A 13987-nucleotide genomic window follows, 5' to 3' on the forward strand; every position below is an offset into this window, starting at 1 on the left:
CTTATATTCTTTGTTTATGCTTTTATTAAAATATCAATTCTCAGTTATTAATCTTTCTAACTTATTATTAAACTCTTCTGTATTTGATATCCATCCCCGTGAGTAAGTTGAGCTTACCTCATTAAAGTCAACAATAACCTTTTCTAATTCAGTTTCACAGTATGCTGGAATAATCTTCTTTTTTTCGCTCATTCTTTTCGTAAAAAGAATTTGATGATTATCAACATGCTCGTTATATTCAGGATTCCTAGGAAACACTATTGGTAATTTCCCTGCAGAAAGTCCCATTATTATGCTCCCAGGCCCGCCATGGGTAATAAACAAATTACAACTTTCGCTATAATCCTTCATTTCCTCAAATGTTAACATAGGTTTATACTGGCAATTTTTAATTGGATAAGTAGAATATCCAGACTGAATAAAAACCTCGTCCTTAATAATGTTATTACCCTTTAATTCATCTATAGTTTTTACTAACCTATCTAGTTGTTGTTCATGAGTACCAACAGTAACAAAAATCACAATATCCCTCCTAAAAACTTGCCTTTAGGATAAAATTTACGCTGTTCTTCCCATTGAATAATAAAATGATCAGAAACTGGGTAAACTAATTTTCCTGTTAATGTAGGACTATCTATTCTATCAAAGACTTCTATGTATATTGTTTTTATTTTTAGCAATTTACCAATATAAAAAAAGGGTATAGCAGATGCAGCACCTGTCGAGACAATCAAGTCCGGTTTTTCTTTTTTTAGAATTCTCCATGCTAACCATGTATTCTTTAGTAAATTTTTTGCGTTTCTATTAGTTGGAAAGTAGCACCAATACTTTATTTCGTCTTTTAATAGTGACCTACTATCAGCCTTGTCAAAAGTTACCCAAAATCTCTCATGTTTTTCCCATATTTGTTTTATTAAGAATAATTGAGCTAAATGACCACCACTCGATCCAACAAGTGCTATCTTCATTCTAATTCTCCTTTTGTGTGTTTTGATATATTGCTATATATTAAAGAAATATTAAAAAAGTATAAAAAAGCTACTATTTGAGGTGCATCTATATCTTCCGTAACCATCCAAAGAGTAAAGCTTATAAAATTAAATCCGACAACCTTCCAAATTATTAAATTTTCATTCTTAAATATATGAATTTTTTTATACCAAATAAATAAAGTGATCGATAAAAAAGCAAATAGTGTAAAAAAACCTAAAGATCCAGTTTTCATTAATACACCTATAAAAGTTGAATGTGAGCCAATTGGTATTGGTATACCAGGCTCCTCAAATTTTACTCCAGTGCCAATTATAGGGTTTTGATAGAAATATGAAAGTGCTTTCTCGTATACATATCCTCTTAAATCACTCGAACCTTCTCTAGATTGAATAATTTGATTCAATAAATTCTCGAATTTACTGAAAAGTATAACAGGTACAAGCAAAACCATGCATAGTAGAACAATTTTTAATAAAAATTTTTTGTTTTTTTTGCTAAATAAAAAATAAAAAAAGAATAGGCATATCAAAGTTGTGATAATTACTGTTCTAGATAAAGAAAAGACCAATGGTATTGATATAATGACGTACTCAAAAATCATTTTTATTGATAATCTTTTCCTCTTATTAGTTTTATGATAATAATACGTAAAGGATAAAATAAAACTTGTGGTAATTCCTAAAGCTGTTGGATACAAGTTAAATAAACTCAACCGCGGGAATGTTGACCCTAACATATAATCAGTTCTTATTAAATTTATTAATGAAGAAGATTTTATAATATTTGGAGCATTCGCCAAGAAAAATTGACCAAATAATGAATTGATATAGTATACCTTAAGATCTATCGCATACCATAATATAATTAGAAAAAGTCCCAAATATCCGCTAAATAGACCAAAGTTCCTTATTGATTTTGACAATTTTCGGAAATAACTCACTTCAAGATTACTATTATAAACTGCTAGAATAATAAAAAAGCCCATTAGCCAAAAACTAAAATTATAAAATGAACCTACTACTCGTTGTATAGGCTCGTTAATTGAATTTATCATTAACGATACCCCATAAGTAGCAATAAAAAAGAAGAGCATTATAATAGACCACGAAATTCTTAATTCACTCTTCCCTTTTGATAAAAATAATGTTCTAGCCAGAAAATAGAAAGCAAATGCATGGAATATAAATACTTTTATTCCCAATAAAGACCATATGGGAATGGAAACAATAGCAATAGTTACCAACTGCATTGGAAAGGTTGGTTTATAGTTATTAGAAAGGGAATACATAATTACTCCTTTAATAGTCCTTTTAATTCACTCATTTTTGTAGGAGTCTTTATATTAAAGTCAATGGACTCAAAAAAAATATTATAAAGTTCACCCTTTAAGTTAGTCATTTTATATAGTGATAAAATTTCATTTTTCCAACCCATCATTATTTTAGGTGTCAATAAAGCTGTAGAATTTATCCCAATTAACTTCGAATCCTTATTTATTTCGTTATTTAGAATTAATAATTCAATCGGAACTCCTCGTGCATCTATACAATAATTTTTACTTAATTCTTGAATTTCTATGTCTCTTGGGTGGACTTTTATAATATATTGTGTTTCATATTGAGTCTTAAGAATATCAAAAATCTTTTTCTTCAATATTTTTTTCTCTCTATCTTTAAATGGCTGGTCAATGAATATCATTTTTTTATTCTTGTAAATTTCACTAGGGGTATAATTAAAGATTCTATTTAACACGGTAATATCGTAATCATAAAAAAATACATTATCCATTTGGAATATATTTTTTTTATTTATTCCAATTGCTCCTTTTGGATAGAAAAATCCAAAAAAATCCACATTTGCTCCGGAGAGTATGTTCCTTCTTGGAAGTGATTTTGATATAAGATTTCTCATTTTTTCTTTTCTTGTGGAAAAATTAATATAGGTACCTACTCCATCTTCAATGAAAAACACTTCAGGTTTTTCATTAAAACTATATGACCTAGAAAAGAAGTATTTACTAAAGTAACTAAAAGTAAAAAATGATAAACGATTATACTGCTTAAAATTTATTCTTTCTTCCCAGTCCTTTTCTATTTTTTGTTTATACTTCTTATGTTTTCTTCGTTCATATAAACTCATATATGAGAGCTTTTTATCCGTGATGAAGTATACATTTTCAAAAAGATTCTCTTTTTTTATGTTGTGATATATCTCTTCAGAGTTGGGAAAATGATCAGAAATATATATATCATTAGAGAACCCTTTATAATGATTTTTAATAAGATGGTAACTTAATATAATGTGATATGGGGTACAACATACAAATGCATTTTTTTTCATATTAATACTCCAATTTACTATATTTCTTTCTAATACCAAACAAAAGAGCAAAAGAAAGGATGCCAGATATGGTTGCACCATTTATACCAATAGTAGGAATCAAAATAATATTGCCAAATATAGAGACTACTGAACTTATCACCGTCGTAAATAAGATTTTTCTTTCCTTATTTTGTGCGTATAATTCATAATGTGACAATTGAGCAAAAATAATAAAAACCATTTGTATTAACATTAAATAAAACAGCGGTTCACTATCTACTAGTTTGGAATCCTTTATAATAATCAAAGACACTTTCATAGCTATAGTTGCAAATATGGCCAACGATACCATCGATAGGATACTTAACTTATACATTCGTTTTATTAAGGTTTGATATTCCTTTATTTTTCCATTCGCAAAATACTCAACTGCCTTTGGGTATAGAAACATACCTACACTTGTAAACACAAATACCGGAAGGATATTAGAAATATTATAAAAGAAAGTATAAATCCCTAGTTGTTCCTTACCTAAAAAATAGTTAATGATAAATCTATCAAAGAATTCTATTATTTTTAAGAAAATAGTAGAAATAAAAAAAGGAATAGAAGCCTTTATACCTTTTTTTATTAAATCAAAATTCAAGCTGGATAACTTTAGAATTTGAAAATCACGATAAATTCTCGAGAATAAATAAAATGATAGGAATAAAGATAGTGACGATCCAATTAACCAACAGTATAAAACAAATTCAATATTCCTAGCATTCTCTAGAAACACTAGGAATATTATTGCAATAATCCCCCACATCCCACTTCTAGAAAATAATAGAAAGTTAGCTGTTAAAGGGCGGCCAAAAATGATGAATAAACGATATAGCTCCTGAGATAAATGTTCTATGAAAAGCAGGACGGTAAATAGAATTAGAATTTTAAGATCCCAATGTAATAAAGCATGAATAAAAAGCATAGAAATTAATATAATAAAATAGATAAAAATATAAAATAAAAATTGATTAAATAATATTTCATTTAAATTCTTTTTATCTTTTAATATCACTCTATTTGCAAACATATAAAAATCAAATCCAACTAGAATAACACCCAGAATAATTGAAGTATTCACTAAAGAATAGGTGCCTAGTTCTTCGATGCTAATATACTGAGCAATAATAAATGTTAATAAAAATCTCGAACCAATAGTTAGTCCTCGAAGAAAAATATTAATTAAACTATTCAATTTCATCTTTTTAATATGCATCCTTTGAACCTAAAAGAACTAGGACAGTTTTAAAGAGAATTTTTAAATCAAATAATATAGAACGTTTTTCAATATACTTAATATCTAATTCAACCATTTGATGAAATCCAAGACTATTTCGACCGCTAACCTGCCATAATCCTGTACACCCTGGTGTAACCAATAAGCGCTGTCTATCATATTTTGAATACATCTCGACTTCTCTTGGAAGCGGGGGCCTAGGGCCTACTAGACTCATTTCACCTTTCAATACATTGAATAATTGTGGGAGCTCATCAATGCTTGTTTTCCTGATGAAGCGCCCAATCTTCGTTACCCGTGGGTCTTCTTTCATCTTGAACATTGCTCCAGATACTTCATTATATTTGAGCAGTTCATTTAGTTTTTCTTCGGCATCCGAGACCATTGACCGGAATTTGAACATTTTAAATTCTTTCCCGTTTAGGCCAACTCTTTTTTGCGTAAAGAATATAGGTCCCTTAGGATCTTCTATTTTTATTAAAACGGCGACTATTATGAACAAAAAGCTTAAAATGAGTATTCCTGTGGATGCGCCAACAATGTCTATTAATCTTTTACTATATAAATAGAAAACAGATTCTTCTTTAACGGCACATTGATCCTCTGAATAAGAGTATTCTTTTTGAATAAAATTGGACATTAGTAACCCTTCCTTCACTTTATAGCTTTGCCAGATCTTTGTCATAAATGGAAACTAGTTCTTTTAAGTACTCCATTACATCATGCTGCAGATCTTCATGCTGTAAAGCAAACTCAATCGTGGTCTTGATAAAGCCAATCTTTTCACCAACATCATATCGTTTACCTTCAAAATCATAAGCAAATACTCTTTGAATCTGGTTAAGCTGCTGGATGGCATCGGTCAACTGAATTTCTCCGCCTGCTCCTTTTTCCTGCTTGTCCAGGAACATAAAAATTTCCGGAGTCAGAATGTAACGGCCCATGATGGCAAGATTGGATGGTGCTGTTCCTTGTGCAGGCTTCTCTACGAAGTTATTTACCTGATAACGGCGCCCTTCTTGTGATAACGGATCAATAATTCCATAACGGTGCGTCTCATCATCAGGAACCGTCTGTACACCAATGACGGAAGACAGGGTTTCTTCATATTGATTAATTAGTTGTTTTAATCCTGGTGTATTGCTTTGAACGATATCATCGCCCAGCAATACAGCGAACGGCTCGTCACCAATAAAATTCCGCGCGCACCAGACAGCATGCCCGAGTCCTTTTGGTTCTTTCTGTCTTATGTAGTGAATATCTGCCAGGTTTGTAGAGTAGCGGACTCTTTCAAGCAAGTCCAGCTTGCCTTTTTCCTGTAAATTCTGTTCCAGTTCAGGTGCAAAATCGAAATGGTCCTCAATCGCGCGCTTTCCCTTCCCTGTGACAATGATAATGTCTTCTATTCCTGATTCAATTGCTTCCTCTACTATGTATTGAATGGTCGGCTTGTCGACGATTGGCAGCATTTCCTTTGGCATTGCTTTTGTTGCTGGTAAAAATCTAGTTCCTAGTCCAGCGGCGGGTATAATGGCTTTTCTTACCTTTTTCATGTAATTTCCCCCATAACTATTTTGATTTCCTAAATTTCGCTTTTAACGACTAAAGCGTGATGGCCAAAAAATAAATATCTAATGAAAACACACATGTCTTTACATGCACTTTCATTAGATATCTAATTGTTTTTTAAAAATTAGTTAAATTTTGGGCATCCAACCCACCCTCACACCACACTATCGATAACCGAAGTATCTAAGGAGTACATCATTGTATCCCACAGCATGGCCGAGTGCCTCCGTGGGTAACGGACAGGAGACATCGCCGGTCAGAAGTACTGACAAATATGTATATTAACTCTGGGTGGCCTGGTAGTTTTATTCTCCTTAAAATATTCCGAGGAATTTTTTCTTCTTGATTGGCTCGGGAGTATCTCTGTATACATTTTGGTTATGAATAAGCAGCTCAGCGTTTTCCTGGAAAAGGTAAACGAAGTCCACTCCATATTTCGCATGTATTAAGTCCATGGTTTCTTGCATCTTAAAGCCACGTGTATCGATATTATGAGCGTCTGAAGCGATGAAGTGTGTCAAATTGGCTTCGATTAGCTGAAAGGAAAAGTTCTTGATTCTTTTCCCAAAATAACCACTTAAGCTGGAAGCCGTGACTTGAGATAATGCGCCTTTTTTCACAAGGTTATAAAAAACATCGGGGCGTTCGATGATTTCCTGGTTTCTCTCTGGATGTACAATAATGGGGATGATCCCTTTTAATTGCAATTCGAATACTAGCTTTTCTGTATATCTCGGAACGTGTCCGGATGGCAGCTCGATGAATAGGTATTGAGAATGGTTCAATGGCAGGATTTCACCTTTCTCTAAATCCTCGACAATTTCTCCGTAAATCCTTACTTCCTGACCAGGAAGAATAGCCAAAGGAATTCTTTCATCCTGAAGCTTCCCATTTAAATCTAGTACCCTCTCAATGATTGAATCTCTATTGTTGTCGTATTTGCTATTTTTATGGTGAGGAGTGGCGATGATGGTATGAATTCCTTCATTTACCGCTTTACGAGCCATCTCGATGCTGTCATTTATACATGATGATCCATCGTCAATTCCGGGTAATATGTGACAATGTATGTCAATCATCGACCAATCTCCTTCCAGTAAATTGTTAAATTAATAGGACTTTCTTATCGTACCATATTTACCCTCTACGGTAAACGGGGGGAATTTGTCGAATACCGTCGTTTTGTCATGTTATTTTTTACCATAAATGTCTATTTTACACCGTAATAGTAGTATTGGGCGGAATTATCGATCTTCTTATTATTCAATACCACACCCATTAGCTTTGCCTTTGCTGATGTTAAAAGTTCTTTTGATTTCATGGCCTGTTCGATTTCTGTCGTTTCACTTCCGACCACTAAAATAGTACCTTCACACTGATTCGCCAAAATTTGTGCATCGGTTACCGCTAGGACAGGTGGCGTATCAAATAATATGAAATCATAGTCTTTCTGGGCATTGTCCAGGAATGCCTTCATTGCTCTCGATCCCAACAATTCAGAAGGGTTAGGCGGAATCGGACCACTTGGAAGAACTAACAGGTTTGCCACATCGGTTAGCTTGACTGCCTCTGATAACGGCATTTGATTCGTAAGTACACTTGTAAGGCCGGTTGTATTTGTAAGATTGAATGTATAATGAACAGTTGGCTTTCTTAAATCCGCGTCGACAAGCAGTACGGATTTCCCCTGCTGTGCAAACACAACGGCAAGATTGGCCACGGTAGTTGATTTTCCTTCACCAGGTCCTGAGGAAGTCACCATTAATGTACTGACTTCTTGATCGACAGATGAGAACTGTATATTTGTCCTGATTGTCCGATACTGTTCTGAAATTGGCGACTTCGGATCATTCTTGGTAACCAGCTTCCGTTTATTGTCCAAAATCATTTTCTTTGTTTTTTTATTTATTGGCATGTCCTCACCTCAAATTCTCGCTTTTCTTTCTGTACGTTTTTCCATATCCCTCGTATCAGATATTGTTGTAATAGCCCCTAAAACTGGAAGTTCCAGGATCTTCTCGATATCCTGTTCAGTCTTGATTGTATTATCAAAGTATTCTAATAGAAATGCCAGTCCCACCCCTGCCATTAAGCCGACGACTAAAGCAATCGCAATATTTAACAGCGGTTTTGGCTTTATCGGAGATTGCTTTTCTCCTACAGTGGCTTTTGCGAGAATGCTGACATTGTCAACATTCATAATGTTCGAGATTTCCCTGGTGAAGATTTCAGCTGTTTTGTTGGCAATTTCAGCCGCCTGGTTAGCATTAGGATCTTGGACAGAAATATTGACAACCTGTGAATTCTTTTCACTTGCAACATTGATTTTTCCGTTTAATTCAGCCGTTGTCATATTAAGATCTAATTCATTAATCACTAGATCAAGAATAGCCGGGCTTTTAATAATGACGTTATATGTATTAATTAATTGCAGATTCGTTTGCACTTCGTTGTAGTTATACATACTTTGTTCATTTTTGGACTGGTTTACCAATAGCTGTGTTGAAGCCTGGTAGATTGGAGTTAGTAGAAAGTAACTGATGATTCCACTTACCAGTATGGCCAATAGAGTAATAGTCAAAATAAGATTCATTCTTTTTCTCAGCGTTTGCAACAACTCTTTTAAACTAATTGTTTCTTCCATATTCTCCTCCACTGTATCTGAAAAATTAATTAGAACCATAACACATATTGTTGTAAAATTTGACGTTTATTGTCATAATTTTAATAAGCTTGTAATTTTTCTTCCTTATCCTTTCATTATTTAACAATATTTTTCAGGTAATTGGAAGAAAAACTTTGCTATTGGAAATATTTATATGTTTTTGTTTTACTAATATTGGGTATGTGAATCTCTTTTTTGGAGGATGAATGAATGAAAGCTTTTTTAACAACCATTCTCGCAGTACTTTGCGCAGTTGTAGTAATATGGGGTAATTTGCACTGGAATGAAAAAAATGTTTTGTCTGGCAGTAAGAGGCTAGAGCAACCGACAAATACTGACTCAGAAACAACACAAACCGAGTCTAGCGGCTTTGAAGAATTAATAAAACTCACCGGTAATTGGCCTGCTGAATCTCAAGAAACCTTCAAAAGCGCTTTAGAAGACAATAGGCCATTTAAAATTTTGATCATTGGTTCTGAAGCAATCGGCCCAGAAGGAATTGGCTGGGCATCTTTAACAAAGAATAATATTATGGAAGCTTACGGCTCTGATTTTGTATCTGTTGAAATCTTTGATTACCCTGACAGTACAAAGCAATTTGCTCAAGAAGGGGTGTCTAAGCTTGCAGAGGCAAAGGCTGATATCATCCTTTTTGAACCATTTACTTTGACAGATAATGATGAGCTTAAAATCGAAGATTCGATTGGTTATATAGAACAAATCATGGATGGCGTAAAAGAAGCTAATCCCCAAACTGTGTTTATACTTCAGCCGCCCAATCCAATTTTTGGCCCAAGATATTACGCAACACAGGTTGAAGGGTTAAGGGAATTTGCCGAGACAAAGGAAATTGAATATCTCGATCATTGGGATGCGTGGCCGGACACTTCCAGTGAGGAGATAAAAAAATATGTAGAGGACAGCACCAATCTCCCTACTGCTGAAGGCCATCAATTGTGGAGTGAATTTATCTCTAATTATTTCATCAAAAAATAATTTACTTAATGCATCCATTTTGGATGCATTTTTCATTTATACACATAGGCATAAAGAAGCATTGCATTTTTCCAGAAAGAATTCTATTTACATCGATAGATTAACAGCCGATAAGAATGATAGATGGACATATTGGTATAAGGCCATTAACTTTCCCCTGTTGCATACCACGGACATACTATCAGATCGGGAGTGAATAAATGAACAAGTTCGGAAAAGTGCTGATTTTGTCAACAAGTATATTAATAGGGGGGAACTCTGCTCCAATAGAAGCTATTAATGCGGAAGCGGCTGTTGTGAACAGGATTAATAAAACCACTTACCAGACAATCTCAAATCTCAATATGCGGGCAGGAGCTGGGACTCATTTTAAAGTATTACTAACCATACCAAAGGGTCAGAGGGTTATGGCAACAGAACGCTCCGGGAATTGGTTTAAGGTCTCATATTCATATAGTGATAAAGGAAAGAAGGTCACAAAGACAGGATGGGTCACTGGTTCGTACCTTAAAGTTGTAACCTCAGGGTCCAATTCAGGGACATTGCAAGCCCAGGCAGTTGGCATCACAAAGATGGCTAAAACTACGTATAAAACAACTTCCAACTTGAATATCCGGACAGGAGACGGCCTGAAATACAAGGTTGTCAAAACAGTGCCTAAGGGAGGAATCGTTACTTCCTCCGAACGCAAAGGCAGCTGGTATAAGGTTGTATACAGTTACTCATACAAGGGTAAAAAAGTAACTGTGTCTGGTTGGGCTGCCAGCAGCTATCTAAAAGAGTATTATCAATATCAAACAATTAAAGGAACGTATTTGAACACCATGAGGACAACTGGACTCTATCCTTCACCTGATACAAAAAAGAAACCTTTATTTACCTCTGGAAGCAGCAATGGTTTCTATACAAACCAAAAGGTCATTAACAGTACAGGACAAACTTGGTATCGTGTGTCTTATAAAGGAAAAGCGGTATACCTGCCGGCAGGCAATATAGCTGTCATTTCTGCATCGTCCTTTGCTAAAACTGATTTTCTCACAAACAAGGAAACTTACTTACTATCAGGCATGGGGAATGTTTATACTAAGTTATTAAAAATCCCAAAAAATATTAAGCTTTCTTCCAATGTAAAAGTGGGAAATTGGTATAAGGTTTCTTATGGCGGAAAAACAGGATTCATTCTTGCTGCTGATCTATCAAAGTACACTCCGCCTAAGCCGGCTCCTGCTCCTGCTCCCGCTCCGGCAGAATTGCCTGAAGCAGCAGAACCTAGTCAGCCGGCTTCTCCAGTGGACAGTCCTGAAACAATGGAGCCTGGGCAATCAGCACCTGAGCAGGACCCACAAACCGATTTGGTTGAAACTACAATCAGCGGGAAGACTTATGTTACGACTTCCGCTTTGAATTTCAGAAAGTCAGCAGGAACTGATTCAGAAATACTAGCTGTTGTTCCAAATTCGACGTTTGTATTCCCTACGCATAAGGTGTCCAATGGATGGTATAAAGTTTCGTATAATGAAAAGTCAGGATATCTCTCAGGAGATTTTATAAAAGAAGTCATCACCGGAGACCCCATGCATCGGGATGGCTATCAATTCATTGACTTAAGGAAACCTTCAAAAGTAACGGCTGTCCATATTGATCAATATATCAGCAATAATCTAAAGGGCCGTTCAAGTGTACTTGCTGGTAAAGGGCAAGCATTCATCAATGCTGGAAACAAATACGGTGTGAACGCACTCTATCTAGCGGCACATGCCATTCATGAAAGCGGATTTGGAACCTCCAATATTTCACTAGGAAAATATAATTTGTTCGGCTTCGGAGCTTTTGATGCAACTCCTTTCATCGGGGCCGTCCGCTTCGAATCAGTTGAACAAAACATTGATTATATCGCACAGGAAATGAAGGCTACTTACCTCAATCTACAAAACTGGAAATACAAAGGAGCCTATTTAGGATTCACTACAAGAAGTGTGGCTGGAAACGCCAGAATTGATAGTAACAGCACCGGCATGAACTTTTATTATGCAAGTGATGTAAAGTGGGGCCAGAAAATTGCCTCCCATATGCAAAATATCCTGCCATACAATAAGGTTGACTATGACCAGGCAGCTGTAAACAGCGTCATGTTCTCATTTCCATCAAGGCCAGCTGGGATGGACGCCTTCCCTGCCGGCACCCTGGCCATTGCTAAAAAGGATATGAAGCTGACCAGCCAGAAAGGAAGCACAACCCTGGCTGTAACATTAAAGAAGGATACTGTATTTGAAATAATTGAGAAGCATAATGATTATTGGGTCAAAGTGAAGGCTGACAATAAAGATTACTGGACGAACGATATCAAATTTGACCGCTACAGGGAATTTATATCAGTCAAGAATCTTGGCAGGGTGAACGTCAGTTCTTTGAATGTCCGACCAACTGCCTCCACTGCATTGGCCCCTATTGGCTCTTTCAAGTTAAATGAGTATGTACACCTATTGCCTGATGCATCTGGAAATCCTGTCATGAATAGCACAAATACTTGGTACAATGTAAGGCTTGCTGACGGAAAGACTGGTTGGGTAAGTGCTTCATACATCATTCAGGAATTAAAATAATATTGATTAGAAGGCTTGCCGATCTGGCAGGCCTTTTATGATTTAAAGATCTCCTACCAAACAAAAAAACCTCAGTATTCCCTGAGGTCCAAAAACATCCTTTACTATTTATCTTTGCAGGAAATACATGAACAATCCATTGTATATTCCGGTCGCTGCTTTCTGTTGATAAGTAGAAGTAGCAACTAGCTTTTCCTCGTATGGGTTTGAAAGGAAGCCAAGTTCCACTAGAGCAGCCGGCCTTCTATTTTCACGAATGACATGATAATTGCCATATCTGGCTCCCATGTTCCTGAGCTTCGTCGAAGATACAAGACTGCTTTGAATCGACCTTGCCAATGGAGCATCTTTGTATCCATTATAATAAAAGGTCATAACTCCTGTACTGGTTGGAGAGTAAGCATTATAATGCAAACTGATAAAAGCATCTGAGTTGTAATAATTACTGATATTTACTCGTTGCGCAAGACTTAAATAGACATCTGTTTTTCTAGTGAAGATAACCTTTGCCCCAGCTTTTTGCAAACGAGGAGCCAGTTCAAGAGCGGAAGTTAGCGTCAAAGTCTTTTCTAGATAGCTTCTTCCCCTTGTACCACTATCATATCCGCCATGCCCCGCATCCAGCACAATGACTTTTCCCTTTAAGACTGATGCAGGATCACGAACAAGTGATGCGTGTAACCACCCAATTGTTCCATTGAGTTTCCTTACCTGGATCCAATCACCTTTCACTGCCAATTTATCAACGAAGGTGCCTGCAGGTTCAGTAGATAAGATAGCATAGTTTGTTCCAGGTCCCTTACGCAGATTGCTGTTCACCTTCATGACCAGTTTTTCATACGAAGCAGTCCTAACAATGACTGGCTTCTGGGATGAAACGTATGATGAATGTACCCAGCCATATTTACGGATAGAAGGCACATAGACTTTATACCAGCTGCCATCCTTGCCATAAACAGTAAGGGATGTAGCTTTCGACAAAGTTCCAAGGATTTTCCCTGATGGTGCACTTCGTAAATACAAGTTTGTTGCGGTGACATAGCCTGTCCACCTTACTGATGTCAAAAATTTAGAAGAAACCCAGCCGGTAGTCGTTTTATAGACTATTCTTGACCAGCCATTTTTCTGTCCTAAAACAGTAACAACCTGACTTTTCAATAGTTTCCCTTTAATGGAATAGGCTGTACCTGGCTGAGACCGGACATTTAGCACATCAGCATTCACCTTGGCCTGATAAGTGTATGCTGCCTCTGTGCTGTTGGCCTGAAACGAAAAAATAAGAGAAAAGAGAACCAGAAAACTTAGAAGTATTTTACCAAATGAAGCAACTTTCATTTTTCCCCACCTTTTGTCTAATTTTGTCTTATTATGAAAAGTCTCTTCCACTATAAACCAAGTATGTAAGTAATTTGAGGGTATAAAGGCCCTATTTACATTTATGGGATAAATTAACAAAAGTGTGATGTCAAATAAAAAACCTTATCGCAAACATTATAGAGGTTGTGGGTATCCAAATAATTGATTGAGTTCCAAACTAACTTCCATATATTGTTATTA

13 protein-coding genes are annotated in these 13987 nt (G+C 35.7%); 2 read left to right on the top strand and 11 right to left on the bottom strand.

Annotation, left to right across the window (positions count from 1 at the left end; translation table 11 throughout):
- Nucleotides 1–33: 33 nt before the first annotated feature.
- From RH061_RS21310 to RH061_RS21355, 10 genes are all read right to left on the bottom strand, one after another.
- Complete coding sequence (locus RH061_RS21310) at nt 34–522, bottom strand: glycosyltransferase (protein WP_311072764.1); 489 nt, start codon at nt 520–522, stop codon at nt 34–36.
- Complete coding sequence (gene pssD, locus RH061_RS21315) at nt 519–968, bottom strand: PssD/Cps14F family polysaccharide biosynthesis glycosyltransferase (protein ID WP_311072765.1); 450 nt, start codon at nt 966–968, stop codon at nt 519–521. Before pssD ends, RH061_RS21310 begins: the two co-directional genes overlap by 4 nt.
- A complete protein-coding gene (locus tag RH061_RS21320; RefSeq protein ID WP_311072766.1) occupies nt 965–2281 on the bottom strand; it encodes an O-antigen ligase family protein in 1317 nt (438 codons plus the stop codon). Before RH061_RS21320 ends, pssD begins: the two co-directional genes overlap by 4 nt.
- Before the next feature lie 2 nt (nt 2282–2283).
- Nucleotides 2284–3333: a polysialyltransferase family glycosyltransferase gene (locus tag RH061_RS21325; RefSeq protein WP_311072767.1), complete on the bottom strand. Its 1050-nt coding sequence runs from the start codon at nt 3331–3333 to the stop codon at nt 2284–2286.
- 1 nt (nt 3334) lies between these two features.
- Nucleotides 3335–4561 carry an oligosaccharide flippase family protein gene (locus tag RH061_RS21330; RefSeq protein WP_311072768.1) on the bottom strand — a complete coding sequence of 409 codons (1227 nt, stop codon included), beginning with the start codon at nt 4559–4561 and terminating at the stop codon, nt 3335–3337.
- 4 nt (nt 4562–4565) lie between these two features.
- Nucleotides 4566–5237, bottom strand: a complete 672-nt coding sequence (locus RH061_RS21335; protein WP_311072769.1) for a sugar transferase — start codon at nt 5235–5237, stop codon at nt 4566–4568.
- Between the two features lie 19 nt (nt 5238–5256).
- The gene (galU, locus tag RH061_RS21340) at nt 5257–6150 is read right to left on the bottom strand and encodes a UTP--glucose-1-phosphate uridylyltransferase GalU (RefSeq protein ID WP_311072770.1); all 894 of its coding nucleotides are present in this window, start codon (nt 6148–6150) and stop codon (nt 5257–5259) included.
- Nucleotides 6151–6480: 330 nt separating this feature from the next.
- On the bottom strand, nt 6481–7245 hold the full coding sequence (locus RH061_RS21345) for a tyrosine-protein phosphatase (protein WP_311072771.1): 765 nt from the start codon (nt 7243–7245) through the stop codon (nt 6481–6483).
- A gap of 131 nt (nt 7246–7376) precedes the next feature.
- Nucleotides 7377–8081, bottom strand: a complete 705-nt coding sequence (locus tag RH061_RS21350) for a CpsD/CapB family tyrosine-protein kinase (protein ID WP_311072772.1) — start codon at nt 8079–8081, stop codon at nt 7377–7379.
- A gap of 9 nt (nt 8082–8090) precedes the next feature.
- Entirely contained in the window at nt 8091–8810 is a 720-nt protein-coding gene (locus RH061_RS21355) for a YveK family protein (protein WP_311072773.1), read from the bottom strand.
- Between the two features lie 231 nt (nt 8811–9041).
- Between RH061_RS21355 and RH061_RS21360 the strand changes: the two genes are divergently transcribed.
- On the top strand, nt 9042–9827 hold the full coding sequence (locus RH061_RS21360) for an SGNH/GDSL hydrolase family protein (RefSeq protein ID WP_311072774.1): 786 nt from the start codon (nt 9042–9044) through the stop codon (nt 9825–9827).
- A 200-nt stretch (nt 9828–10027) separates the two neighbouring features.
- Entirely contained in the window at nt 10028–12430 is a 2403-nt protein-coding gene (locus tag RH061_RS21365; RefSeq protein WP_311072775.1) for an SH3 domain-containing protein, read from the top strand.
- A 108-nt stretch (nt 12431–12538) separates the two neighbouring features.
- Here RH061_RS21365 and RH061_RS21370 read toward each other — a convergent pair whose 3' ends face one another.
- Nucleotides 12539–13765 carry an N-acetylmuramoyl-L-alanine amidase family protein gene (locus RH061_RS21370; RefSeq protein ID WP_311072776.1) on the bottom strand — a complete coding sequence of 409 codons (1227 nt, stop codon included), beginning with the start codon at nt 13763–13765 and terminating at the stop codon, nt 12539–12541.
- Nucleotides 13766–13987 lie beyond the last annotated feature (222 nt).

It is taken from the genome of Mesobacillus jeotgali (assembly GCF_031759225.1).
Taxonomy (GTDB): Bacteria; Bacillota; Bacilli; order Bacillales; family Cytobacillaceae; genus Mesobacillus; species Mesobacillus jeotgali_B.

Excerpts from the sequence above, each read along its gene's own strand:
- pssD (WP_311072765.1), bottom strand. The coding sequence starts at position 968 with ATGAAGATAGCACTTGTTGGATCGAGTGGTGGTCATTTAGCTCAATTA.
- RH061_RS21320 (WP_311072766.1), bottom strand. The coding sequence starts at position 2,281 with ATGTATTCCCTTTCTAATAACTATAAACCAACCTTTCCAATGCAGTTG.
- RH061_RS21325 (WP_311072767.1), bottom strand. The coding sequence starts at position 3,333 with ATGAAAAAAAATGCATTTGTATGTTGTACCCCATATCACATTATATTA.
- RH061_RS21330 (WP_311072768.1), bottom strand. The coding sequence starts at position 4,561 with ATGAAATTGAATAGTTTAATTAATATTTTTCTTCGAGGACTAACTATT.
- RH061_RS21335 (WP_311072769.1), bottom strand. The coding sequence starts at position 5,237 with ATGTCCAATTTTATTCAAAAAGAATACTCTTATTCAGAGGATCAATGT.
- galU (WP_311072770.1), bottom strand. The coding sequence starts at position 6,150 with ATGAAAAAGGTAAGAAAAGCCATTATACCCGCCGCTGGACTAGGAACT.
- RH061_RS21345 (WP_311072771.1), bottom strand. The coding sequence starts at position 7,245 with ATGATTGACATACATTGTCACATATTACCCGGAATTGACGATGGATCA.
- RH061_RS21350 (WP_311072772.1), bottom strand. The coding sequence starts at position 8,081 with ATGCCAATAAATAAAAAAACAAAGAAAATGATTTTGGACAATAAACGG.
- RH061_RS21355 (WP_311072773.1), bottom strand. The coding sequence starts at position 8,810 with ATGGAAGAAACAATTAGTTTAAAAGAGTTGTTGCAAACGCTGAGAAAA.
- RH061_RS21360 (WP_311072774.1), top strand. The coding sequence starts at position 9,042 with ATGAAAGCTTTTTTAACAACCATTCTCGCAGTACTTTGCGCAGTTGTA.
- RH061_RS21365 (WP_311072775.1), top strand. The coding sequence starts at position 10,028 with ATGAACAAGTTCGGAAAAGTGCTGATTTTGTCAACAAGTATATTAATA.
- RH061_RS21370 (WP_311072776.1), bottom strand. The coding sequence starts at position 13,765 with ATGAAAGTTGCTTCATTTGGTAAAATACTTCTAAGTTTTCTGGTTCTC.